Source organism: Polynucleobacter sp. UK-Mo-2m-Kol15 (genome assembly GCF_018881505.1).
GTDB lineage: Bacteria > Pseudomonadota > Gammaproteobacteria > Burkholderiales > Burkholderiaceae > Polynucleobacter.
Map to the genome: position 1 here is coordinate 1,219,534 of NZ_JACVQC010000001.1, position 23,361 is coordinate 1,242,894.

23 protein-coding genes are annotated in these 23,361 nt (G+C 46.0%); 20 read left to right on the plus strand and 3 right to left on the minus strand.

Annotation, left to right across the window (positions count from 1 at the left end):
• Positions 1-21 precede the first annotated feature (21 nt).
• The 3 genes from ICN43_RS06395 to ICN43_RS06405 are packed head-to-tail and all read left to right on the plus strand — an operon-like array spanning position 22 to position 2,744.
• Positions 22-843, plus strand: a complete 822-nt coding sequence (locus ICN43_RS06395) for a 3'-5' exonuclease (protein ID WP_216197917.1) — start codon at positions 22-24, stop codon at positions 841-843.
• Positions 836-2,272, plus strand: coding sequence for a 23S rRNA (uracil(1939)-C(5))-methyltransferase RlmD (gene rlmD / locus ICN43_RS06400; protein WP_216197919.1), 1,437 nt, complete (start codon positions 836-838; stop codon positions 2,270-2,272). The genes ICN43_RS06395 and rlmD overlap by 8 nt, the downstream gene beginning before the upstream one ends.
• Positions 2,273-2,327: 55 nt before the next feature.
• Positions 2,328-2,744, plus strand: coding sequence for a hypothetical protein (locus tag ICN43_RS06405; protein ID WP_216197921.1), 417 nt, complete (start codon positions 2,328-2,330; stop codon positions 2,742-2,744).
• Between the two features lie 98 nt (positions 2,745-2,842).
• Here the strand turns inward: ICN43_RS06405 and ICN43_RS06410 are convergent, their stop codons facing one another.
• A complete protein-coding gene (locus ICN43_RS06410; RefSeq protein ID WP_216197923.1) occupies positions 2,843-3,544 on the minus strand; it encodes a Bax inhibitor-1 family protein in 702 nt (233 codons plus the stop codon).
• Positions 3,545-3,837: 293 nt separating this feature from the next.
• Here ICN43_RS06410 and ndk point away from each other — a divergent pair, with 293 nt between their 5' ends.
• The 15 genes from ndk to ICN43_RS06485 all read left to right on the plus strand — a co-directional run bounded on the left by ndk (position 3,838) and on the right by ICN43_RS06485 (position 20,898).
• Entirely contained in the window at positions 3,838-4,263 is a 426-nt protein-coding gene (ndk, locus tag ICN43_RS06415) for a nucleoside-diphosphate kinase (RefSeq protein ID WP_046330292.1), read from the plus strand.
• Positions 4,264-4,354: 91 nt separating this feature from the next.
• On the plus strand, positions 4,355-5,545 hold the full coding sequence (gene rlmN, locus ICN43_RS06420) for a 23S rRNA (adenine(2503)-C(2))-methyltransferase RlmN (RefSeq protein ID WP_216199962.1): 1,191 nt from the start codon (positions 4,355-4,357) through the stop codon (positions 5,543-5,545).
• Between the two features lie 19 nt (positions 5,546-5,564).
• A complete protein-coding gene (ispG, locus tag ICN43_RS06425; RefSeq protein WP_216197924.1) occupies positions 5,565-6,833 on the plus strand; it encodes a flavodoxin-dependent (E)-4-hydroxy-3-methylbut-2-enyl-diphosphate synthase in 1,269 nt (422 codons plus the stop codon).
• Positions 6,834-6,870: 37 nt separating this feature from the next.
• Entirely contained in the window at positions 6,871-8,190 is a 1,320-nt protein-coding gene (hisS, locus tag ICN43_RS06430) for a histidine--tRNA ligase (RefSeq protein ID WP_216197926.1), read from the plus strand.
• 47 nt (positions 8,191-8,237) lie between these two features.
• A complete protein-coding gene (locus tag ICN43_RS06435) occupies positions 8,238-8,897 on the plus strand; it encodes a tetratricopeptide repeat protein (protein ID WP_216197928.1) in 660 nt (219 codons plus the stop codon).
• Positions 8,897-10,051 carry an outer membrane protein assembly factor BamB gene (gene bamB / locus ICN43_RS06440; protein WP_216199963.1) on the plus strand — a complete coding sequence of 385 codons (1,155 nt, stop codon included), beginning with the start codon at positions 8,897-8,899 and terminating at the stop codon, positions 10,049-10,051. Before ICN43_RS06435 ends, bamB begins: the two co-directional genes overlap by 1 nt.
• Positions 10,048-11,412 carry a ribosome biogenesis GTPase Der gene (gene der / locus ICN43_RS06445; RefSeq protein ID WP_216197930.1) on the plus strand — a complete coding sequence of 455 codons (1,365 nt, stop codon included), beginning with the start codon at positions 10,048-10,050 and terminating at the stop codon, positions 11,410-11,412. Before bamB ends, der begins: the two co-directional genes overlap by 4 nt.
• Positions 11,413-11,583: 171 nt before the next feature.
• Positions 11,584-11,826, plus strand: a complete 243-nt coding sequence (hfq, locus tag ICN43_RS06450) for an RNA chaperone Hfq (RefSeq protein WP_216197932.1) — start codon at positions 11,584-11,586, stop codon at positions 11,824-11,826.
• On the plus strand, positions 11,786-13,060 hold the full coding sequence (gene hflX / locus ICN43_RS06455) for a GTPase HflX (RefSeq protein ID WP_370623164.1): 1,275 nt from the start codon (positions 11,786-11,788) through the stop codon (positions 13,058-13,060). The genes hfq and hflX overlap by 41 nt, the downstream gene beginning before the upstream one ends.
• A complete protein-coding gene (hflK, locus tag ICN43_RS06460) occupies positions 13,053-14,552 on the plus strand; it encodes an FtsH protease activity modulator HflK (RefSeq protein WP_216197934.1) in 1,500 nt (499 codons plus the stop codon). The genes hflX and hflK overlap by 8 nt, the downstream gene beginning before the upstream one ends.
• Positions 14,552-15,424 carry a protease modulator HflC gene (gene hflC, locus ICN43_RS06465; protein WP_216197937.1) on the plus strand — a complete coding sequence of 291 codons (873 nt, stop codon included), beginning with the start codon at positions 14,552-14,554 and terminating at the stop codon, positions 15,422-15,424. Before hflK ends, hflC begins: the two co-directional genes overlap by 1 nt.
• Before the next feature lie 18 nt (positions 15,425-15,442).
• Complete coding sequence (locus ICN43_RS06470; protein ID WP_216197939.1) at positions 15,443-16,606, plus strand: ATP phosphoribosyltransferase regulatory subunit; 1,164 nt, start codon at positions 15,443-15,445, stop codon at positions 16,604-16,606.
• A gap of 61 nt (positions 16,607-16,667) precedes the next feature.
• A complete protein-coding gene (locus ICN43_RS06475; RefSeq protein ID WP_216197941.1) occupies positions 16,668-18,008 on the plus strand; it encodes an adenylosuccinate synthase in 1,341 nt (446 codons plus the stop codon).
• Positions 18,009-18,069: 61 nt separating this feature from the next.
• On the plus strand, positions 18,070-20,283 hold the full coding sequence (locus ICN43_RS06480; RefSeq protein ID WP_216197943.1) for a malate synthase G: 2,214 nt from the start codon (positions 18,070-18,072) through the stop codon (positions 20,281-20,283).
• A 93-nt stretch (positions 20,284-20,376) separates the two neighbouring features.
• Positions 20,377-20,898, plus strand: coding sequence for a hypothetical protein (locus ICN43_RS06485; RefSeq protein WP_216197945.1), 522 nt, complete (start codon positions 20,377-20,379; stop codon positions 20,896-20,898).
• Positions 20,899-20,978: 80 nt separating this feature from the next.
• Here the strand turns inward: ICN43_RS06485 and ICN43_RS06490 are convergent, their stop codons facing one another.
• Positions 20,979-21,134 carry a hypothetical protein gene (locus tag ICN43_RS06490; protein ID WP_216197947.1) on the minus strand — a complete coding sequence of 52 codons (156 nt, stop codon included), beginning with the start codon at positions 21,132-21,134 and terminating at the stop codon, positions 20,979-20,981.
• 73 nt (positions 21,135-21,207) lie between these two features.
• Positions 21,208-21,702, minus strand: coding sequence for a hypothetical protein (locus ICN43_RS06495; protein WP_216197948.1), 495 nt, complete (start codon positions 21,700-21,702; stop codon positions 21,208-21,210).
• 114 nt (positions 21,703-21,816) lie between these two features.
• Between ICN43_RS06495 and ICN43_RS06500 the strand changes: the two genes are divergently transcribed.
• Positions 21,817-22,515: a dienelactone hydrolase family protein gene (locus ICN43_RS06500; protein WP_216197950.1), complete on the plus strand. Its 699-nt coding sequence runs from the start codon at positions 21,817-21,819 to the stop codon at positions 22,513-22,515.
• A gap of 125 nt (positions 22,516-22,640) precedes the next feature.
• Positions 22,641-23,141, plus strand: coding sequence for a hypothetical protein (locus ICN43_RS06505; RefSeq protein ID WP_216197952.1), 501 nt, complete (start codon positions 22,641-22,643; stop codon positions 23,139-23,141).
• The last annotated feature ends 220 nt before the right edge of the window (positions 23,142-23,361 follow it).

Genomic DNA, 23,361 nt, shown 5'->3' on the forward strand with positions numbered 1-23,361 from the left:
TAACTTGCTAGCGATTTAAGAATGGCAACGGTTCTCGTCTTCGATATTGAAACTATTCCCGATGTAGTAGGACTGCGTCGCCTGAATGACTATCCTGATACCTTATCTGATAGTGAGGTTGCGAATAAAGCAATGGCAGAGCGCGCGGAGAAGACGGGCAGTGATTTTTTACCGCTCTATCTGCAACGTATCTGCGCCATCTCCTGTGTTATTCGCCGAACAACTAAGGAAGGCTCGCCTCAAATCAAGGTTGGCACATTAGGTACTGCACAAGATAATGAGAAGGTGCTGATTCAGACCTTCTTTGAGCTCGTTGAAAAATATACCCCTCAGTTGGTTTCTTGGAATGGCAGTGGCTTTGACCTGCCGGTATTGCATTACCGCGCATTAGTAAACCATGTACAGGCGCCACGATATTGGGAGATGGGTGAGAGTCAAGAGAACGATAGTCGTGAATTTAAGTGGAACAACTACATTAGTCGTTATCACATGCGCCATCTAGATTTAATGGATCTCTTGGCTAAATTTAATGGTCGCGCTAACGCACCCTTAGATGGGCTGGCAAAACTCTGCGGCTTCCCGGGCAAAATGGGGATGGATGGTAGCCAAGTGTGGCCAGCTTATCAAGATGGTCGGCTTGATGAAATTCGACGCTATTGCGAAACCGATGTAGTCAACACCTATTTGATGTATTGCCGCTTTCAGTTGTTGCGTGGCGGATTCTCATTAGAAGAGTACAAAGAAGAAATCACTTTCGTGAAAGCGTACCTAGAAAAAGAATCTCAAGAGCCACATGGTGAACAGTGGCAAGAGTATCTCCTGGGTTTTGCTACTGATGCGTAGAGGAGAAAAGCCAGTCCACATCGTGGTGACTGAGCCAGTGCGAGTCGACTCCCTTGATTTAGACGCACAAGGTATTGCTCGCTTAGCGCCTAATGAGGAAGAGCTTAATCAGGGTCAAAGCGGTAAGGTCATCTTTATTCAGGGGGCATTACCAACTGAATTGGTGACTTATGTCATTACCCGCGACAAAGCTCGTTTTAGTAAGGCTAAGGTTCTCGATATCCTCAAGCCTGCCGTATTCAGAGCAGAGCCGAAGTGCGAAGCATTTGGGGTTTGTGGTGGTTGCACTATGCAGCACTTAGATATTCGGGCGCAGGTAGCGATGAAGCAACGCGTTCTTGAGGATGATTTAAAGCATATCGCTAAAGTAGCTCCAGAAGAGATTCTTCGGCCGATGGGTGGCCCCACATGGGAGTATCGACATCGTGCTCGTTTAAGTGCCGTCAATCGCTCCATCAAAAAAGGCACAGTGCTGATTGGATTTCATGAGGGTAAAAGTGGCTATGTCGCTGACATGACTGCTTGCGAGATTCTTCCTAAACAGGTTTCCGATTTATTACCGCAGATGCGTAAATTAGTCATGGGCTTATCCATAGTGGATCGCATGCCACAAATCGAGATTGCAGTTGGTGAGCCGGAGGATCTAAACTCAGATGATCCCCAAAAAGCAAAGCCAGTCACTGCATTGGTATTTAGAAATCTTCTGCCTTTAACATCGGCAGACGAGCAGTTACTTAGAGAATTTGCGGATGTACATCAGGTCTGGATTTGGTTGCAGCCTAAAGGGATAGAGACTGTTGCGCCGTTTTATCCATTAACAGGTAAGCTTTGTTATCGACTGCCTGAGTTTGAGATCGAGATGCCATTTAAACCGGCAGATTTCACGCAAGTGAATCACATGATGAACCGTGCATTGGTTAGTAGGGCGATTCGCCTCTTAGAAGTTCAGGCAAGTGATCGTGTACTCGATTTATTCTGCGGTATTGGTAATTTCACATTACCGCTCGCGAGAAAAGCCAACGCTGTCTTAGGTATTGAGGGTTTAGAAAGCCTCACCACAAGAGCTAAAGCCAACGCTGAGCATAATCAACTTGCAGATAAAGCAAGCTTTATGCAAAGCAATCTTTTTGAGGTTAGCGGGGAAACGATCGCCTCATGGGGCAAGGCCGAACGCTGGCTAATGGATCCTCCCCGAGAAGGGGCGATAGAGATCTGCCAGGCCCTAGCTCAATTACATGAGCAGGGTAGTGATTTGCCGCCCCAACGTATTGTCTACGTATCCTGCAATCCAAAGACGCTCGCCAGGGATGCCGATATCCTATGCCATCAGGCGGGCTACAATCTGAAGAGTGCGGGTATTGTCAATATGTTTCCCCATACATCACATGTGGAGTCGATGGCGGTATTTGAGCGCCTCAATCTGAATTAACCAGAATTTGTTCATGAAGATATACTTTATTTTTAATTTCACATAAAGGTGCTTTATGAAATCAATTATTGTCTTGGCTCTTGGTTTGGGGATGAGCTTCCTTGTAAATGCCCAAGGCATTCCTGTATTGGAAAAGGTTTATAGCGGCAAGACGAGTGAAACCTCTATCAACGCCTCTAAAAAAAATCCTAAGACACAAACGCAAGATGTGCCTGCTACATTAACTATCATCAAGCAAGATGGGCCTCATGTAGAGTTCACTTATCAGAATCCTAACTACAAAGCTTATGAAATCGGAACAATTTCTCCAGATGGTAAGAAGCTACAAATCGCGTATAAGGGCGGCTCTGGCGTTTATGAGATCAACGGTAACAAGCTCACAGGTTGTGGCGCTGGTCGCGTGAATGAAGGGCCATTTGGCCAATGGATTAATACCTATTACGCGTGGTGCGATGATTTAACAGCAAAGTAACTAGGGAAGTTGCATCAAAAAAGAAAAAAATGAGTATGAAAAAAGGCGCCAGTGGCGCCTTTTGTTCGGTAAGGCCTTGGGGCCAGTTCTGCAATGACTTAGTCACGGTCTCCGCCAACAATGCCCAGTAAAGCAAGCAAGTTAGTGAAGACGTTGTAGACGTCAAGATAGATAGCTAGAGTAGCCATGATGTAGTTGGTCTCGCCGCCATTGATGATGCGCTGTACGTCAACCAGGATGAAGGCAGAGAAAATTGCAATAGCCAAAACCATCACAGTCAACATCAATGCGGGTAGCTGTAACCAAATATTGGCTAATGAAGCAACGATCAAGAGTAATACACCTACCATCAGCCATTTACCCATGCCTGAGAAGTCGCTCTTGCTGACAGTGGCAATGGTTGCCATTACAGCAAAAATCGCAGCAGTACCACCAAAGGCCAACATGATTAAGGTAGCACCGTTGCTATAGCTATTCAAGGTATAGCCTACCAAGCCGGACATCATGATGCCCATAAAGAAGGTAAAGCCTAGCAGCAAGAGTACACCTAAGCCGGTGTCCTTGTTTTTATCAATCGCCCAAAAGAAACCGAAAGCAATTGCCATAAAGACGATGAAACCCATAAAAGGGCTACCCGCCATAAAGTTCAGTCCAAAGGCAACGCCAAGCCATGCGCCAATGACAGTCGGGACCATCGAGAGCGCCAAAAGGGCGTAAGTATTACGCAGAACGCGGTTGCGAATCTGGGGGGTGCTAATCGAGCTAGTTTGCCCAAAGCCGTAAGAGTTGAGATCACTCATATTGACTCCTTTTTCATAGTAATTACACGAGCCCACAAGGAGCTGTTGACAGTAAGTATAGACAAAATAGAGTAATTTCAAGCCCCCTGTTAAAAAGACTACAAATCGAAGGGTTATGCCCTGTAAATTCAATGGCTTAGACCCACCAGGATCAGGGTAAATACGGTCATCCGATGTATAATTTGGGGGTCGCTGAATTCCTAGCGCGTTGTAGGGAATGGGGAAGATGTTCTCCCTGGGTCCAAATTGGCGCTAATTCGGCAAAATCTTTGAAATCACTATTGGAGTTTTACATGGCTATCGAACGCACCCTTTCTATTATCAAACCTGATGCTGTAGCAAAAAACGTGATCGGCAAAATCTATGACCGTTTTGAATCTGCTGGTTTGAAGATTGTTGCGTCCAGAATGGCGCATTTGTCACAAGCTGAGGCTGAGCAGTTCTACGCTGTGCACGCTGCACGTCCTTTCTTTAAGGATCTGGTGAGCTTCATGATTTCTGGTCCTGTCATGATTCAGGTACTGGAAGGCGAGGGCGCGATTGCTAAGAACCGTGACTTGATGGGTGCTACTGACCCTAAAAAGGCTGACAAGGGCACTATTCGCGCTGACTTTGCTGACAGCATTGATGCAAACGCTGTTCACGGCTCTGACGCCCCAGAAACTGCCGCTGTTGAAGTTGCATTCTTCTTCGCTGGCATGAACGTTTTCAATCGTTAATTCACGATTGAAAACGAACAACCTATTTAATACATAAGTAGGCGCATTGACCTCCCCGCGCGTAAATCTCTTAGATTTCGACGCTGACCAAATGGCGGCGTATGTCGCGGGGTTGAATGAAAAGCCTTTTAGGGCAAAGCAGCTCATGCAGTGGATACATCAACGTGGTGTTTCCGACATCAATGACATGAGTGATCTAGCAAAAAGCTTTAGAGCAACACTGCTAGATAAAGCGCAGGTTCTTTCCCTGCCAGTTACTAAAGATGAGCATGCAGCAGACGGTACCCGCAAGTGGTTGCTTGATGTTGGTGCTGGTAATGCTGTGGAGTCGGTATTTATTCCTGAGGATGATCGCGGCACCTTGTGCATATCATCCCAAGCTGGTTGTGCGGTCAATTGCCGTTTTTGTTCAACCGGTCATCAAGGCTTCTCACGCAACCTCACCGCCGGTGAAATTATTGGTCAACTCTGGTTTGCTGAACATTTACTTCGCACTGATCCGAATGCAGTTCGCCGTATTGAGAAATACCCAACTCCAGGCTGGGAACATACAGGGCGAGTGATCTCCAATGTGGTCATGATGGGCATGGGTGAGCCCTTGCTCAACTATGACAATGTGGTGACTGCTTTGCGTTTAATGCTTGATGACAGGGCTTATGGTTTATCGCGTCGTCGCGTGACCGTCTCCACCTCTGGCGTAGTGCCGATGATTGATCGCTTGGCCCAAGATTGTCCGGTGGCATTAGCAGTGTCATTGCATGCGCCAAATGACAAGCTGCGCGATCAACTCGTTCCACTTAACCAAAAATATCCTTTAAGAGAATTGCTTGCTGCGTGTGAACGATATTTACCGTTTGCCCCAAGGGATTTTTTAACCTTTGAATACTGCATGCTCGATGGCTTGAATGACTCTGACATTCAGGCAAAAGAGTTAGTGCGCTTGTTGGCAAACATCAAGTGCAAGATTAACCTCATTCCATTTAACCCATTCCCAGAGTCTGGGCTGAAGCGCTCATCAGCCCAGCGCGTTCATGCCTTTGCCAGCATCTTATTAGACGCTGGTATGGTAGCCACTGTTCGCAAAACCCGTGGCGATGATATTGCCGCAGCTTGTGGTCAATTGGCGGGTGATGTGGTTGATCGCACTAGAGTGCGTGAGCGTGCCGTGCATGACAATCAGATCAATTTAGGTCAAGATGATGATGTTGATAGTCTTGATGAAGAAGAGCAACAGTACCAAGCTGAGCACCCAGTGCAGTGGCTTAAAAGATTAGACGACTAATTTCATAAAAAAGAGTCCTATGAGTGATACTTCCAGCAATCCTCCCAAGCTGCCATTAGGCCCATCGCCAAAACGCGAAACACGTCAAGCAACGGTTGCTTGGAAAACGAACATCATTACGATCGGCGGTAATGCACCAGTACGCGTGCAATCGATGACCAATACCGATACAGCCGATGCACTTGCAACTGCTATTCAGGTAAAAGAATTGGCTCGCGCTGGTTCTGAGATGGTTCGTATTACTGTGGATACGCCAGCTGCGGCTGCAGCCGTTCCTTATATTCGTGAGCAACTAGACAAGATGGATGTCTTAGTGCCATTGATTGGTGACTTTCATTACAACGGTCATACCTTATTACATGACTACCCTGACTGTGCCAAGGCCTTATCGAAGTACCGTATTAATCCAGGCAATGTAGGGAAGGGTGCTAAACGTGACCCACAATTTGCGCAAATGATCGAGGCTGCTTGTAAGTACGAGAAGCCGATTCGGATTGGTGTGAACTGGGGCAGCTTAGATCAGGATTTGCTTGCCAGCATCATGGACGCTAATGCAGCACTGCCCGTTCCCAAGACTGCGCAAGAGGTCATGATTGAGGCCTTGATTCAGTCTGCACTACAGTCTGCTGAAAAAGCGGTGGAGTTTGGTATGAACCCCAATCAAATTATTTTGTCTTGCAAGGTCAGCAACGTACAAGATTTAGTAGCGGTTTATCGCGATCTCTCCTATCGCTCAGATTACCCATTGCACTTAGGATTAACTGAGGCAGGTATGGGAAGTAAAGGGATTGTTTCCTCAACTGCTGCAATGGGTATCTTGTTGCAGGAGGGTATTGGCGATACGATTCGAGTCTCACTCACTCCTGATCCAGGAGCGCCGCGGGAAAATGAAATTATTGTTGCGCAAGAAATCCTTCAAACCATGGGATTACGCAACTTCACTCCGATGGTGATTGCATGCCCAGGTTGCGGTAGAACGACGAGCACAACATTTCAGGAGTTGGCTGCGAATATTCAGTCATACTTGCGCCAGCAAATGCCGGTATGGAAAAAAACCCATCCCGGTGTTGAGGCCATGAATGTTGCTGTCATGGGCTGCATCGTGAATGGTCCTGGCGAAAGCAAGCATGCCAATATCGGCATCTCCTTGCCAGGGACTGGCGAGACGCCTGCTGCACCTGTGTTTGTGGATGGGGTTAAGGTAAAAACATTGCGTGGCGAGAATATTGCTCAAGACTTTCAAGTCATTGTTGATGATTATGTGAACCAGCATTACGCACCGAAGTAAATCATAAAAATAATTAAGAATTGCAACAACGTACACCATGACCGATCAAGTAAAGACACAGAAGATTCAGAAAATTAATGGCGTTCGTGGCATGAATGATCTCTTGCCCGTAGATGCTGCGCAATGGACACATCTAGAGCATGTGTTGCGTGATCTAACTCGTGCCTATGGCTATGAGTTTTTGCGCACTCCGATTGTGGAGGCGACTGCCGTATTTCAGCGTGGAATTGGTGAGGTAACTGATATCGTTGAAAAGGAAATGTATTCGTTTGAGGATCGTCTTAACGGTGAGCAACTGACATTACGTCCAGAGGGTACTGCCGCTGTGGTTCGATCCGTGGTTGAGAATAATCTTCTCTACGAAGGGCCAAAGCGTCTTTGGTATACCGGCCCCATGTTTCGCCATGAGCGCCCACAGCGTGGTCGTTACCGCCAGTTCCACCAATTTGGTATTGAAGCGATGGGCTTTGCTGGTCCAGACATTGATGCAGAAATTATTTTGATGGGTCAACGTCTATGGGATGAGCTAGGTCTCAAAGGTGTGCGTCTCGAGATTAATTCTCTTGGACAGGCTCCTGAGCGTGCAGAGCATCGCACTGCTTTAGTAAGCTACTTTGAGAACAATAAAGAGCAGTTAGATGAAGATTCACAGCGTCGCTTGCTCACAAATCCATTGCGTATCTTGGATTCTAAGAATCCGGCAATGCAAGAGCTTATCGAAGGCGCGCCGAAGTTACTGGATTTCTTGGGCGAAGAATCACTGCAGCATTTTGAGGCGGTTCAGGCCTTGCTTAAGGCCAATAACATCCCATGCAAGATTAATCCCCGCTTGGTCCGTGGTTTGGACTATTACAACTTGACTGTTTTCGAGTGGATTACTGAAGAGTTGGGTGCCCAGGGAACAATCGCTGGTGGTGGTCGTTATGACCCATTAATCGAGCGTATGGGTGGTAAACCAGCCCCAGCCTGTGGTTGGGCGATGGGTATGGAGCGCGTTCTGGAGCTAATGAAGGTTTCTGATTCCCTGCCTGAGGCGCAAGCGCAATGCGATGCTTTTGTCATTCACCAGGGTGGAGAGACTTTAACTGCCGCCATGATTATTGCCGAGCGTCTGCGTAATGCTGGGATTGATGTCATCCTTTTTTGCCCCCCAGATGGTCAGGCTGCGAGTTTTAAGTCTCAGATGAAGAAGGCGGATTCAAGTGGGGCGGCTTACGCTGTCATTATTGGCCCCGATGAATTGGTTAGGAGTGAGGCTCAGCTGAAGGATTTGCGCGGCACTGGCCAGCAGAAGTCTGTAGCGCTGGATAGCGTTGTAGAAGCGGTAATTGATGCCATAGTTGGCGCTACCGAATAGAATTAAGACATTACTTATTAATACTGTATTTATTAGCTTGGATTGATATGCCTTTAGACCTAGAAGAACAAGAACAATTAGATCAACTTAAAGCATTTTGGCAAAAGTATCGCAACCTCATTACGGGTCTTGTGACTGCCGCTTTATTTGCTTATGCAGCTTATAGTGCTTACCAATGGTGGCAAACCAGTCAAGCTGCAGCAGCATCCCAGTTGTATGAGACGATGGTTGCCGCCATTAATAAGGGCGATAAAGATCAAACCTTGCGTGCCGCTGATGATTTGCAAAAGCAATTCTCAGGTACGCCTTACGCTGCAATGTCGAGTCTAGTCGCCGCAAAGATTGCCTCTGACGCCGGCGACTCTGCGAAAGCAATAGATTATTTACGATGGGCTGCTAAAAATTCATCTGATTCAGGATATTTAGCCATAGGAAAGTTACGTTTGGCTGCTCAATTAATTGAGCAGGGTGCTGAGAAAGATTTATCAGAAGCTGATGTCATTTTGAAAGAAAAGCCCATCTCAGGGTTTGAAGCTTTGTGGTTAGAGCGTCGAGGAGATTGGTATTTGGCTCAAAAAAATACAGCCGATGCACGTAAGAGTTATGAAGCAGCATGGAAGCAATTAAATGATGTCAAAGAATTCCCTGAAGAGGCGCGACGCCTCCTGAAAGTGAAATTAGATGCTGTCGGTGGGGTATCTCAGTGATGATGGAATACAGGCGCGTAGTAAGGCTATCAATAAATGGTCTAGTACTGTGCTTAGTTATCACAGTCTTGGCGGCTTGCTCTGGTAGTTCACGTGTACGTAAACCAGCAGAGTTAGTAACGGTAAGCAATCAGTTTGATTTGGCTCCAGTCTGGTCGACCAATATCGGCTCATCTATACCATTCAATTTTCATCTTGCAGTAGCAGGTGATGCTATCTACGCCGCTTCTCACCGCGGCAATCTCACTAAGATTGATATGCTTACAGGCGGAAAGCTATGGGAAGTAACGGTTCCCGATCGTCTTTCAATAGGACCTGGATCTGATGGTCGTACTACGGCTGTAGTTACCACTAAAGGTACTGTCTACGCATATGACGATACCGGTAAGCCTATTTGGAATATGAGTGTTGGCAGTGAAGTATTGTCTGAGCCAGTGGTTGCAGGTGGCGTAGTCATCATTCGCACATTAGATAACCGCTTCATCGGTCTTGACGCGCAAACAGGTGCCCGTAAGTGGACATATCAGCGTCAACAATCGGCATTGTCTTTGCGTGTTGGTTACGGCATGTTGCCAATTGCGAATGAGGTGATTGTGACTGGATTTTCCGGTGGTCGTTTTGGCATGATTGCGATTGCTAACGGAGGTTTGATTTGGGAAACCCCAGTCTCATTTCCAAAAGGCTTCTCAGAAATTGAACGTCTCAATGATGTTACCGCTAAACCTAGTATGGAAGGTGAAATTATTTGCGCTGTTTCTTATCAAGGACGTGTGGGTTGCGGTCAAGCACGCACAGGCAACTTATTGTGGTTCAAAGATTATTCCAGCTATACCGGTACAGCGCAAAGTGCCGACCTAGTATTCTCATCCAATGAAAAGTCTTACGTTACTGCTTTTGCTGTGAAAGATGGTTCGCAGGTTTGGGAAAATACACAACTGACATTTAGAGATTTAGGTGAGCCCTTAGCAGTTGGTAGGGTCTTGCTCGTTGGTGATGCGCAGGGTTATGTGCATGCACTTTCACAAGCGAATGGTGAGATGCTGGCCCGCATTCGTCATGACAGTAGTCCAATCTCAGCCGCACCGATTGCGGTGAATGGCCTCATCTTGGTTCAGTCTCAAGGTGGCAAACTAGCGGCGTACAGTCCAAAATGAATCCAGTAATCACCATTGTCGGCCGTCCTAACGTTGGTAAATCGACACTCTTTAATCGCCTAACGCGTTCACGTGATGCCTTGGTGGCTGACTTTTCAGGCTTAACCCGAGATCGCCATTATGGAAAAGGTCGGATTGGAGAGCGTGCATTTATTTGCGTAGATACGGGTGGCTTTGAGCCCGTAGCCAAGACCGGCATTGTTGCTGAGATGGCTAAGCAAACAAAACAAGCTGTTGCTGAGTCTGACATCATTATCTTCTTAGTTGATGGGCGCTTAGGTATGGCACCACAGGATCGGGTGATTGCTGATTTCTTACGCAAGACTGGTAGGCCGATCATTCTTGCTGTGAATAAAACCGAAGGCATGCAATCTGGTGTAGTCACTGCAGACTTTCATGAGCTGGGTTTAGGTGAGCCCTTCCCGATTTCATCGGCACATGGTGATGGCGTTCGTGGTTTGATTGATGACGCCTTGGATTCCTTAGGTGTTCCTGAGCCCGAGCCCGAAGAGCAGGAAAGTGATCCCAATCGCCCAATGAAAATTGCGGTGGTGGGTCGTCCAAACGTTGGAAAATCTACCTTGATCAATAAATTGATCGGTGAGGAGCGTGTCATCGCATTTGATATGCCGGGAACAACCCGTGATGCGATCGAGGTTCCGTTTGAGCGTAACGGCAAGCCTTATATCTTGGTAGATACGGCAGGCTTACGTCGCCGTGGAAAAGTATTTGAGGCGATTGAGAAGTTTTCAGTCGTTAAAACATTGCAAGCCATTGCGGATTGCAATGTGGTGATCTTGATGCTTGATGCCCAGCAAGATATTTCTGAGCAAGATGCCCATATTGCCGGATTTATTGTGGAGGCAGGCCGCGCATTAGTCGTTGCCGTGAATAAATGGGATGGTTTAGATTCGTATGTGAAAGAGCGTGCACGTCTAGAGATTGCTCAAAAATTACGCTTCCTTGATTTTGCTAACGTTCATCCAATCTCCGCTAAAAAAGGTACTGGACTCAAGGAGCTATTTAAAGACGTCGATCTAGCTTATGCCGCAGCTATGGCTAAATTGCCAACACCCAAACTTACTCGCATTTTGCAAGAGGCGATTGAGCATCAGCAACCTAAGCGCGTTGGTATGGGGCGCCCCAAATTACGCTATGCCCACCAAGGTGGTATGAATCCTCCAATTGTGGTGATTCACGGAACCTCTTTGAGTGGTGTAACCGATAGCTACAAGCGCTACCTAGAGGGTCGCTTCAGAGAAGTTTTCAAGTTACGTGGCACCCCTTTGCGTATTCAGATGAATACTGCCAAAAACCCCTATGTTGATGCGGAAAAAGGCAAAAAGGGTAAAAAGAAGTAAAAAGGTATAAATAATCTACAGTTTTAGATATGCTTTAAACCAGGGGGCTTGATTTTTGAATATCAAACCCCTATCTTAGATGAAGACAGCGGCGCTTAGCAGTAAATTAATAAACAAAAAAGCAAGACTCCCAAAAAAAGCGGTAGCGTATAAAAATCAATAAGGAGCAGTATGAATAACAGCAAAATCCAATTACTACAGGATCCTTTTCTCAATGCCTTGCGCAAAGAGCATGTCCCTGTCTCTATCTATCTCGTTAATGGCATTAAGCTCCAGGGCAACATTGAGTCATTCGATCAATACGTAGTCCTCTTGCGCAATACGGTTACCCAGATGGTTTACAAGCACGCTATTTCCACGATTGTTCCAGCTCGTGCAGTGGAGTTCCGCACGGAAGAAGACAGCTCTGTATAAAACGGGTGTAGATGCGGCGCGTGCCGTACTGGTGGGAGTCGATACAGGTCGCGAGGATTTCGCCGACAGCATGGCTGAGCTCAGCCTTTTAGCTGACAGTGCCGGTTCTATTCCTGTGGCTAGTGTGATTGCTCGTAAAGGTAAAACTGATCCAGCTTTATTCATTGGATCTGGTAAGGCAAATGAAGTCAAAAAGGTAATGGAAGAGCAGGGCGCTGAATTGGTCATCTTCAATCACCCGCTATCACCAACACAACAACGTAATTTAGAGCGGCATATCGGCTTTCATGTCATGGATCGTACTGGCTTGATTTTGGATATCTTTAGCCAAAGAGCACAAAGTCATATTGGTAAAACCCAGGTTGAGCTTGCGCAAGTGCGTTATCGCATGTCGAGATTGGTGCGTGCTTGGAGCCATCTGGAGCGTCAACGAGGCGGTATTGGTGTTCGTGGAGGCCCTGGCGAAACCCAGATGGAGCTTGATCGACGCATGCTGGCAACTAAGGCGAAGCGTCTTGAGACTGAGTTGGAGAAACTCCAGCGCCAGCAAAGAACCCAAAGAAGAGCCCGTAATCGCAAAGATGTCTTTTCTGTATCCCTGGTTGGTTACACCAATGCTGGTAAGTCCACATTGTTTAATTCCCTTACAAAAGCAGGGACATATGCAGCAGATCAGCTATTTGCGACCCTTGATACCACCTCCCGCAAGGTCCATTTAGATGGTGCAGGGTCGATTGTGGTCTCTGATACCGTCGGCTTTATCCGAGAATTGCCCCATCAACTGGTCGAGGCTTTTAGGGCTACATTAGATGAAACTATCCATGCAGACCTGATTTTGCATGTAATTGATGCCTGTAGCCCAGTGGCAAGGGAGCAAAAGGCCGAAGTAGAGGCTGTTTTGCGAGAAATAGGGGCCGATGACATCCCTCGCATCGAGGTGATGAACAAAATTGACCAGATGCCACAGACCTTTACAGAAGGGGCGGTTCTAGTGCGTGATTCCAACGGAACGCCGAGCCAGGTTTTCCTCTCTGCCAAGACTGGCTTAGGTCTGGATTTATTGCGCTCAGCCCTCGCCGAATGCTCTCAAATGACTGATAGAATAAGGGTCGAGCTGAATCGTGCCAAGGTCCAAATGGATCTGGACGAGTTTTTAGCCCCTTTACCCGAACGACCAGAGACTTCTGAATTTAACCCGATTTCCAACCGAAAATATTCACCAAACGATGCGTAAATTTCTTGAGCTGTTCTCGGTCAATGATCCAGGCTGGGGTAATAGTCACCCAGGCAGTGGACCTAAAGATTCTAAAGAGGGTCAAAGCTCTGACCAAGCACCTAAAGTCGATCCATCCCTTCCGGAGGCAGATAAGCCGGTTGAATCTCAGCCGCAGAATCAACCAGCGCGACCAAATGGTCCTCCAGACTTAGATGAGTTGTGGCGTGACTTTAATGATCGCCTGACTGGTATTTTCGGCGGTAAGAAAAGACCGGGCTCCTCTTCAAGTAGACCAGCGAATAAGCCGAATACTACTGATATCCCTCCACCATCGCAGCGCGGTAATGACGGTGGCAATGGTGGTGGTATGAGTCCACCCAATTTTAATTTCACCAATCCTTTTGGCTCTAGAGTGTCAGTACTGATCGCTGCTGGTAGCGTATTTATGCTTTGGATCTTCAGTGGTTTTTACATCATCCAGGAAGGCCAGTCCGGCGTAGTCACTACTTTTGGTAAGTATGCGTATACAGGAGGCCCTGGTATTAACTGGCGTATGCCTTGGCCTATTCAAGCTGAGCAAATTGTGAATGTTTCAGGGGTTCGCTCTGTAGAAGTGGGTCGCTCAATTTTGATTAAGGCAACCAATCAAAAAGATACTTCCATGCTGACGGAGGACGAAAATATCATTGATGTGCGTTTTGCAGTTCAGTACCGCTTAAAAGACCCCACTGATTATTTATTTAACAATCGTGATCCCGATACCACTGTAGTGCAGGCTGCTGAAACTGCAGTCCGTGAGATTGTGGCGCGAAGCAAGATGGATACTGTTTTGTACGAAGGTCGTGAAAAGATTGCGATTGATTTAGCCGCTTCGATACAGAAAATTCTAGACAGCTATAAAACTGGTATCTATGTAACTAGCGTGACTGTTCAAAACGTTCAGCCACCTGAGCAAGTTCAGGCATCATTCGATGATGCTGTAAAAGCCGGGCAAGATCAGGAGCGCCTCAAGAGTGAAGGTCAGGCCTACGCCAATGACATCATTCCAAGAGCAAAGGGCACAGCCGATCGACTCATTCAAGAGGCTGAAGGCTATAAAGCTAGGGTGGTTGCAACCGCAGAAGGTGATGCAAACCGCTTTAAGCAGGTCTTGACTGAGTACGCAAAAGCGCCAGGCGTTACTCGTGATCGTATGTACATTGATACCATGCGCGAAATGTACAACAATGTGTCCAAAGTTTTGGTTGGCACTACCAAAAGCAACAGCATGCTTTATCTGCCTCTGGATAAGATCATTGCTCAAGTTAGCGCAGAAAGCGCACAAGTAGCCAGTGGTCAGTCGCTCACACCAACGCCCACTGGATCAGTGACTGTAGGGGGTGCGACTGGTAATCCAGCCGCCCCATTTAGTAACAATGTAGCGAGCCCAATTCCCAACAGTACTTCAGGTGTTGGTGCTTCCGAAAAACGAGACGGCCTGAGAAGTCGTGACAGAGGGGATGCAAGATAATGAACGCAAATCGTCTCTTAGCTGCAATTGCTGGCCTGATTGCTTTGGTCTATGTACTTGCTTCAAGTATTTTTATTGTTGATCAGCGTAACTTTGCCGTAGTCTTTTCATTCGGGCAAATTGTGCGCGTGATTGAGCAGCCGGGTTTACAAGCCAAACTGCCTGCCCCTTTTGAAAATGTACGCTTTTTTGATCGTCGTATTTTGACAATTGATACTCCGGAAGCGGAGCGTTTTATTACTTCCGAGAAGAAAAACCTCCTAGTCGATTCTTATGTGAAGTGGCGTATCGTCGATCCGCGTAAGTTTTTTGTAAGCTTTAAAGGCGATGAACGCTTAGCGCAAGATCGCTTGAGTCAGTTAGTTCGCTCAGCCCTAAATGAAGAATTCACAAAACGTACTGTGAGAGAAATTATTTCAGACCAACGCGAGCAGGTCATGCAGGGTATTCGTAAAAAGGTTGCTGATGATGCCTCTGATATTGGTGTTGAAATAGTCGATGTTCGCCTTAAGCGAGTTGATCTGCTGGCTGAAATTAGTGACTCCGTGTATAGGCGGATGGAAGCAGAACGTAAACGAGTAGCTAATGAGCTACGCTCTACTGGTGCTGCAGAGTCGGACAAGATTCGAGCCAATGCTGAGCGTCAACGTGACACTATTTTGGCTGAAGCCTATCGTGAAGCACAGAAAATCAAGGGCTCTGGTGATGCGAGGGCTACAGCTTTGTATGCAGATGCATTTGGACGTGATCCTCAGTTTGCTCAGTTCTATCAAAGTCTGCAAGCCTACCGAAGCTCCTTTAAGGATAAGAGGGATGTCATGGTGGTGGAGCCTAATGGCGAGTTCTTTAAATTCATGAACAAAAAAAATTAAGAGTGCATATTTCATACCATGAATCGCTGGTTACTTCCTGAAGATATTGCCGATGTTTTGCCAGCGGAGGCTCGCAAGGTGGAGACTTTACGTCGCTCTATTCTGGACTTGTACCAGTCATATGGATATGAATTAGTTGCTCCTCCCATTCTAGAATTTCTAGACTCCTTGCTAACCGGTACTGGCTCGGATCTCAATTTGCAAACATTTAAATTGGTCGATCAATTATCTGGTCGTACATTAGGTCTTCGCGCCGATATGACCCCGCAAGTTGCTCGCATTGACGCTCACTTACTAAATCGCAAAGGTGTGACTCGTCTTTGCTATGCCGGCTCTGTTGCTCATGCGCGGACTCCTGTGGGTAGCTCTGCTCGTGAAGAATTGCAACTGGGGGCAGAGATTTATGGATGCGCTACTTGGGAAGCGGATTTTGAAGCCGTCTCTTTGCTATTACAGACTTTGCGTATGGCGAGTTTGAATAAAGTGTATCTCGATCTTTCGCATGCGGGTGTACTCGAAGGAATACTCGATGGACATGGGCTTGAGCGGAGTGATGTTGAGATGCTTTACAGTTTGCTTCAAAGTAAAGATCGGCCACGTTTAGCTATTTGGGCTAAATGCCTACCGACAAAATCTGCATATGCTTTGATGGCGCTGACAGAGTTAAATGGCCCTTGTGCGCAAGTATTGGCAAGCGCCAAAAAATCTTTGCCTCAACATAAATTAATTGATGAGGCCTTGGCCCAATTAGAAAAGTTAGCCGCAGCAACAGCTGCATTGCCAGGTGATGTTGAGTTGAGTGTTGATCTATCTGATTTGCGTGGCTACCAATATCACAGCGGTGTGATGTTTGCAGCTTATGTTGATAAATTGCCGCAGCCAATTGCTCGCGGTGGTAGATATGACCATGTTGGCGAGGCATTTGGTCGTTCTCGTCCAGCTACTGGTTTTTCAATGGATTTGCTAACCCTAGCTAATCTCGCGCCTTTGGCAAAAAGAAGATCTGCCATCCTTGCTCCTTGGATTATCGATTTAGACCTTGCAAGCAAGATTGCACAGTTACGCAATGCTGGTGAAGTAGTGATTCAGGCCATGAATGCTGATGTCATTGAAACTGCTGAATACTGTTTAGACCGTGAGCTAGTAAAGCAAGGCAACTCATGGGAAGTGAAGAATACGTAAGTAAGAAACTAACACCGCATTTAATAAGAAACTCATTCTGTAATAACTTTTGGATTTAAATATGTCTTCAAAGCAACAAGCCCCTGGTCGTAATGTCGTTGTCATTGGTACCCAGTGGGGTGACGAGGGTAAAGGCAAAGTAGTGGATTGGTTAACGGATCATGCTCAAGCAGTTGTGCGTTTTCAGGGCGGACATAATGCTGGCCACACCTTAATCATTGGTGATAAGAAAACGATTCTGCGTTTGATTCCATCAGGAATCATGCATAAGAATGTCATTTGTTACATCGGCAACGGTGTAGTGCTTTCTCCAGAAGCGCTTTTTAAAGAGATTGGTGAGCTCGAGGCTGCAGGATTGGATGTTCAGTCTCGCTTGAAGATTTCTGAGGCGACAACATTGATTCTTCCGTATCACGTAGCCATTGACCATGCTCGCGAGAAAAAACGTGGCGATGCCAAGATTGGTACCACCGGCCGTGGAATTGGTCCGGCATACGAGGATAAGGTGGCACGACGCGCCTTACGCGTTCAAGATTTGTTTTATCCGGAAAAGTTTGCCGCGCAGTTGCGTGAGAATTTGGAGTACCACAACTTCATGCTCACTAACTACTATGGTGCTGAGCCTGTTGACTACCAAAAGACTTTAGAAGAAGCCATGTCTTATGCAGAGCGCATCAAGCCTATGGTGGTTGACGTTTCTAGCGCCCTATATGCAGCAGAGCAGGCAGGGCAAAATTTATTATTCGAAGGTGCGCAAGGTACTTTGCTTGACATTGATCATGGCACCTACCCTTATGTTACTTCAAGTAATTGCGTGGCGGGAAATGCAGCTGCTGGATCTGGCGTTGGTCCAGATTCATTGCAATATATCTTGGGTATCACTAAGGCATATTGCACGCGTGTTGGTGCTGGCCCTTTCCCAAGTGAGTTGTATGACTTTGATAATCCGGCAAAGCAGGATCCAGTTGGTATTCGTTTAGCTGAGGTTGGTAAGGAATTTGGCTCAGTTACTGGACGACCACGCCGCACTGGTTGGTTAGATGCTGCCGCTCTCAAGCGATCAATTCAGATTAATGGCTTGTCTGGTCTTTGCATTACTAAGCTTGATGTTTTAGATTGCTTCGAGACTATCCGTCTTTGCGTAGGCTATAAACTTGATGGTCAACAATTGGATGTATTGCCACGCGGCGCTGAAGCCGTTGCTCGTTGTGAACCGATTTATGAGGATTTCCCAGGATGGAAGGGAACTACTTTTGGTATTCGTGAATGGGACAAACTCCCAATAGAGGCACAGAAGTTCCTGCGTCGTATCGAAGAAGTTGCAGGAAAGCCGATCGCTATGGTCTCAACAGGACCTGAACGTGATGAAACGATTCTTCTGCAACATCCATTTAAAGGTTAACAAACTATTTGTTAATTCACTTTCACATATTTAATTTACATATTTGCTTTAGGATTTATAGATGACTGCCCGTACACAATGCAATAGCCTGCAAGTGGCTACACCCCTATATCGTTTTATTGAAGATCAAGTTTTACCTGGAACTGGTATTAAGAGCACAGACTTTTGGAAGGGTTTTGATGAAATCGTCAAAGATCTCACTCCAAAAAATGAGGCCCTGCTTGCTAAGCGTGATCGTTTGCAGATGGATTTAGATAAGTGGCATCAGGCCAATCCTGGTCCGATTAAGGATATGCCTGCGTATCGTAAGTACCTGAAAGAAATTGCTTACCTCGATGAGGTGCCTGGAAAAGTTCTAGGCACCACCAAGAACGTTGATGATGAATTGGCACTGCAAGCCGGCCCTCAATTGGTGGTACCAGTTCTTAATGCGCGTTATGCCTTAAATGCTGCCAATGCACGTTGGGGCTCTTTATATGATGCTCTTTACGGTACTGATGTTATTTCGGAAGAAGATGGCGCTACTAAGGCTGGTGGCTATAACCCGATTCGGGGTGCCAAGGTCGTTGCATTTGCCAGAAAGTTTTTAGATCAATCTGTACCACTGGCTAAAGGTTCGCATGCAGAAGCGACTGCATACACGGTTGATGGGAATAAATTAGTTGTCAGCCTTAAAGATGGTAGCAAAACAGGTCTTGCCCAAGAGAAGCAATTTATTGGCTATCAAGGTGCTGCTGTTGCGCCTTCCTCAGTACTTCTCCGTAATAACGGTGTACATATCGATATTGAAATCGACAAGACTAAAACGATTGGTGCAGGCGATGCGGCTGGTGTAAATGACGTTGTATTAGAGGCTGCACTTTCCACTATTTTAGATTTAGAGGATTCTATTGCCGCAGTTGATGGCGATGACAAAGTCCTTGCTTATGAAAACTGGCTAGGCATTCTCAAAGGAACTTTAGTTGAGGAAGTGAGTAAGGGCGGTAAAACATTTACGCGTAAATTAAATCCAGACCGTAAATATACTGCTGGCATTGGTGCAGTTGATGCTAAAGATGGCGTGATAACTTTGCACGGCCGTTCTTTGTTGTTTCTTCGTAATGTAGGTCACTTGATGACTAACCCAGCGATCATCACTGGCGACGGAAAAGAAATTTACGAAGGTATTTTGGATGCCGTAGTTACTGTATTGATCGCCTTATACGATATTAATCGTCCTGCAACCCAGGCTATTGGTAATACACGTAAAGGTTCTGTCTATATCGTCAAGCCAAAAATGCACAGTCCTGAAGAGGTTGCTTTTGCAGGTGAACTCTTTGGTCGTGTTGAAAAATTATTGGGTCTTCCTGCAGACACTGTAAAGCTGGGAATCATGGACGAAGAACGTCGCATGAGTGCTAACATCAAAGCGGCAATCGCTGCAGCTGGTGCTCGCGTAGCCTTTATTAATACCGGCTTCCTGGATCGCACGGGTGACGAGATGCATACAGCGATGCATGCAGGTCCAATGATGCGTAAAGGCGATATGAAAACCAGCAAATGGTTGTCCGCTTATGAGCGTCGCAATGTTTTGGCTGGCTTAGATTGTGGTTTGCGTGGTCGTGCTCAAATTGGCAAAGGAATGTGGGCAATGCCCGATTTGATGAAGGCGATGGTTGAGCAAAAGATTGTTCATCCCAAGGCTGGAGCAAATACAGCCTGGGTACCTTCACCAACGGCAGCGACATTGCATGCTTTGCACTACCATCAAGTTGACGTAGCGCAATTGCAAAAAGAGATGGAGCAGTTAGATACTGCCGCTGAAGCTGAAGCCTTGATTGACGATTTGTTGGCTATTCCAGTGGTAGAAAAAGCTAACTGGTCTAAGGAAGAGATTCAGCAAGAATTAGACAATAACTGTCAAGGAATCTTGGGTTATGTGGTTCGCTGGATCGATCAGGGTGTTGGTTGCTCCAAGGTTCCCGATATTCATAACGTTGGCTTGATGGAAGATCGCGCTACTTTACGTATATCTAGTCAGCATATTGCTAACTGGTTGCTTCACGGAATTGTGACTGAGGCTCAGGTGAATGAGACTTTGCGGCGCATGGCTAAAGTAGTTGATGGTCAAAATGCAGGTGATGCCTTGTATCAACCTATGATGCCGAACTTCAAGGACTCGTTCGCTTATAAGGCAGCAAGTGATCTCATTTTTAAAGGTCTAGAGCAGCCTAATGGCTATACCGAGCCCTTGCTTCATGCATGGCGCTTAGAGGTGAAGAAGTCTCACGCTTAAGCCTGCCCTTGTTTAGTCTGAAGATAGAGTGGATTTGTCGAAAGGCAAGTCCATTTTTCTTTATTCACCATTCCTTTGATCACCAGCCAAGACATGTTTAGTTTTTTCAATCCCTTTGCCAGACTTGCTAGCAATCGCAGGCTGGCGCTCGGCTTTCAGTTCAATGACGGGGGCAGGGAAGCTGCTGGGTTTAAGGGTGGGGCTGGTGACTGCGTAGTCCGCGCAATTGCAATTGCTACGCAGCTGCCCTATATGCAAATCTATGAAGATCTGCGTGTTGCCAATACGGCATACGCTAATCAGCGCAACGATAGGCTAGCCCGAAGGCTCAATGCTCAGGGTACTTCGCCCCGAAATGGAAACCACCGCAATGTCTTTCATGACTATATCTTGAGCCAAGGTTTTGAATGGGTTCCAACCATGAAAATTGGGGTTGGCTGCGAAGTGCATTTGCTAGCCAATGAATTGCCCCCGGGCAAGTTAATTGTGAGAGTTTCCAAGCACTTAACAGCGGTAATTAATGGAGTTATTCAAGATACGCATAATCCATCTCGGGGTGGATCACGTTGTGTCTATGGTTATTACATTAAACGCTCTGCATCGGGGCTGGAATAGAAAAAGCCTCCAAAGACTGAAGGCTTTTTTATTCAAAAATGACCATCATTGGCCTAAAACTATACTAAAAAATCAAAAAACTACCAATTTCCACTAGTTTTACGTGATTTCTGCTCCATAACCTTAGCTTCGCTAAAGGCGGTTGCCAATAAAACAAAGAAATCTTTAATTGCAATTAAAGGTTTTAAGCTAAAAGCTTGGTTTTGCTGAAACTGTACTGAGTTTGAATGTGCCATGGTAAGCTCCTTAAGGGTTAACCCTAATGATACACCTGATTCATCTGCGTTGCAGAAATATGTGTGATCTAGATTAATAAATGCTCGTGTGGCGGTATTTTTGGTCCCAAGCACTTTTATATACCGTGGTCATGCCAATCATGATTGATCCGGTCCAGGCTAATGAAAATAGCCCACAAAATGAGATGAAAAAAGCAAAGGATTTCCAGCCATCTATTAGGTTGTCTGATTCAAAGCCTACTGTTGTGTAGCAACTACCAGCAAAAAGAATAGCCTCAATAGGATCCTTCAACAAGCCTAAGGCAATGATGAAAACCGACCAAAATAATATTCCTAATAGGTGGAACATTGCCAGCAATACAAATGTGGCATAGAAATGGTAGAAGACGCGATTATATTGCCTTAACTTCAGATTTTGATGAGTTAAGCGCTCAAAGCGCATGAAGGCATGATTGATGGCACTGCCATGAAAGATCAAGGTGCAGATGAGGAGAAAAATTCCCCAGACTATATCTCTCAATAGTGGTAAAAATTGAAATCCAGAGAAAGCATTGATGATATTGTCCATGTTTGCTTTAGAAGAGTAGATTGCTCATTGATTGCCTGGTGGGTTGATAATGTCACATCTGTAATTGATAAGCAAACGCAGTAAATCCCAAACTACTTTAAAAAAAGGATTGTGATGATCACATTTCAAAGGCCAGATGGTAAGTCTATTAGCGCACATTTAGTCGAACCAGTGGATGCAAAAAATGCTCCTGGCGTGGTGGTAATCCAGGAGTGGTGGGGGCTTGATGAAGAGATTAAAAATGTTGCTAATCGCTTAGCGCAAGCAGGGTATCGCGTTTTAGTACCAGATCTCTATAGAGGTAAGCTCGCATTGGAGGCAAATGAAGCTGAGCACCTAATGAATGATCTAGATTTTGGTGATGCTGCAAGCCAAGATATTCGGGGTGCTACTCAATACCTAAAGGCAACAGGGAGCGACAGGGTTGCTATCACTGGTTTTTGCATGGGCGGAGCACTGACTGTGTTGTCGGCTGGTCTTGTTCCAGAGTGCGATGGAACCGTAGTTTGGTATGGTTACCCTCCATTGGAGTATGTTGATGCGTCTGCTATTCAAAAGCCGATACTGGCGCACTGGGCTCTTCATGATGATTTTTTCTCTATCGCTGGGGTTGATCAGCTTGAGAAAAAACTAGAAGCAGCTGGAGTTTCATATGATTTCCAGCGCTACGATGCAAAGCATGCCTTCGCGAATCCAATCTCAGACTCTAGAGGTTTGCCACCATTGCAATATAACGCTATTGCCGCTGATTTAGCCTGGGATCGCACCATGACTTTCCTAAAAAATACTTTAGCTCCCAAAAAAGATAGCTAAATGTTTAGATGCTTTTCAATTGGATTGATAAGTACAGCAATGCCCAGATATTAATTATTATTTGCATGCTGTCCTTGCCTAGAATTAAAACTCGCGCCTAATAATCCTTTACCCTTACGTCCCATATGCATCTTTTTGCTGAAAATCTCGCAGTTGAAATTTCCTCCTATTACCGTAATCTTGCATTAGGACATGGAGTGATTCCCAAAGTCTTCACCTTAGTCAACGGAGAGGGTTCTCAATATCTATTTTTCATTGATGATTTACCCATGGATAAGGTCGAGGAGGATCAATTCTTGGCCTTCATCGTGCAAGAGCATGAGGCAGTTTGTTATGCGCGCGGAACTTTAGTGATTCTTGATAGGACTCAGCAACTCATCGAGTTTGCTGTAATTGATCAGGATGACACGGAGGGGATTGTTTGCTCTGCTAAATTAACTCGTGACATTGACGATAAGCCAGTTGCGCTGAATGAGTTTGAAAAAACATTAGTCCCCAAAAAGACCATCATCTTTAGTAGTCTCTTCGAGCCCATTAAGCTGTCAGGCGATAAGGTTGAAGAGTTTGAGGCTCTCTGGGAGGAAATGAAGCCTAAGATCTTGCGTCGAACTATGGGAATTGATTAGGTCCTATTCAGTCTCCATCAGGGCTTTGTAGGCTTACTTAGCATCTTGGAGGATTAGTGTATCTCTTTAAAGGGGATAGCAAATGCCCAATAAAAAAATCTCGGCCTGATATTAGGCTAGGGGCTTGAGGATTACTCTATTCAGATACCCATTAGTTACCTTAAAGCTGCCGTGTGATGTGGATTGACCTAGCTTTGTATAAACTACGGGTATGTTGCAC

What these genes read in the sequence shown, in the direction of transcription:
- ICN43_RS06395 (WP_216197917.1), top strand. Translation starts at nt 22, where the DNA reads ATGGCAACGGTTCTCGTCTTCGATATTGAAACTATTCCCGATGTAGTA.
- rlmD (WP_216197919.1), top strand. Translation starts at nt 836, where the DNA reads ATGCGTAGAGGAGAAAAGCCAGTCCACATCGTGGTGACTGAGCCAGTG.
- ICN43_RS06405 (WP_216197921.1), top strand. Translation starts at nt 2,328, where the DNA reads ATGAAATCAATTATTGTCTTGGCTCTTGGTTTGGGGATGAGCTTCCTT.
- ICN43_RS06410 (WP_216197923.1), bottom strand. Translation starts at nt 3,544, where the DNA reads ATGAGTGATCTCAACTCTTACGGCTTTGGGCAAACTAGCTCGATTAGC.
- ndk (WP_046330292.1), top strand. Translation starts at nt 3,838, where the DNA reads ATGGCTATCGAACGCACCCTTTCTATTATCAAACCTGATGCTGTAGCA.
- rlmN (WP_216199962.1), top strand. Translation starts at nt 4,355, where the DNA reads ATGGCGGCGTATGTCGCGGGGTTGAATGAAAAGCCTTTTAGGGCAAAG.
- ispG (WP_216197924.1), top strand. Translation starts at nt 5,565, where the DNA reads ATGAGTGATACTTCCAGCAATCCTCCCAAGCTGCCATTAGGCCCATCG.
- hisS (WP_216197926.1), top strand. Translation starts at nt 6,871, where the DNA reads ATGACCGATCAAGTAAAGACACAGAAGATTCAGAAAATTAATGGCGTT.
- ICN43_RS06435 (WP_216197928.1), top strand. Translation starts at nt 8,238, where the DNA reads ATGCCTTTAGACCTAGAAGAACAAGAACAATTAGATCAACTTAAAGCA.
- bamB (WP_216199963.1), top strand. Translation starts at nt 8,897, where the DNA reads ATGATGGAATACAGGCGCGTAGTAAGGCTATCAATAAATGGTCTAGTA.
- der (WP_216197930.1), top strand. Translation starts at nt 10,048, where the DNA reads ATGAATCCAGTAATCACCATTGTCGGCCGTCCTAACGTTGGTAAATCG.
- hfq (WP_216197932.1), top strand. Translation starts at nt 11,584, where the DNA reads ATGAATAACAGCAAAATCCAATTACTACAGGATCCTTTTCTCAATGCC.
- hflK (WP_216197934.1), top strand. Translation starts at nt 13,053, where the DNA reads ATGCGTAAATTTCTTGAGCTGTTCTCGGTCAATGATCCAGGCTGGGGT.
- hflC (WP_216197937.1), top strand. Translation starts at nt 14,552, where the DNA reads ATGAACGCAAATCGTCTCTTAGCTGCAATTGCTGGCCTGATTGCTTTG.
- ICN43_RS06470 (WP_216197939.1), top strand. Translation starts at nt 15,443, where the DNA reads ATGAATCGCTGGTTACTTCCTGAAGATATTGCCGATGTTTTGCCAGCG.
- ICN43_RS06475 (WP_216197941.1), top strand. Translation starts at nt 16,668, where the DNA reads ATGTCTTCAAAGCAACAAGCCCCTGGTCGTAATGTCGTTGTCATTGGT.
- ICN43_RS06480 (WP_216197943.1), top strand. Translation starts at nt 18,070, where the DNA reads ATGACTGCCCGTACACAATGCAATAGCCTGCAAGTGGCTACACCCCTA.
- ICN43_RS06485 (WP_216197945.1), top strand. Translation starts at nt 20,377, where the DNA reads ATGTTTAGTTTTTTCAATCCCTTTGCCAGACTTGCTAGCAATCGCAGG.
- ICN43_RS06490 (WP_216197947.1), bottom strand. Translation starts at nt 21,134, where the DNA reads ATGGCACATTCAAACTCAGTACAGTTTCAGCAAAACCAAGCTTTTAGC.
- ICN43_RS06495 (WP_216197948.1), bottom strand. Translation starts at nt 21,702, where the DNA reads ATGGACAATATCATCAATGCTTTCTCTGGATTTCAATTTTTACCACTA.
- ICN43_RS06500 (WP_216197950.1), top strand. Translation starts at nt 21,817, where the DNA reads ATGATCACATTTCAAAGGCCAGATGGTAAGTCTATTAGCGCACATTTA.
- ICN43_RS06505 (WP_216197952.1), top strand. Translation starts at nt 22,641, where the DNA reads ATGCATCTTTTTGCTGAAAATCTCGCAGTTGAAATTTCCTCCTATTAC.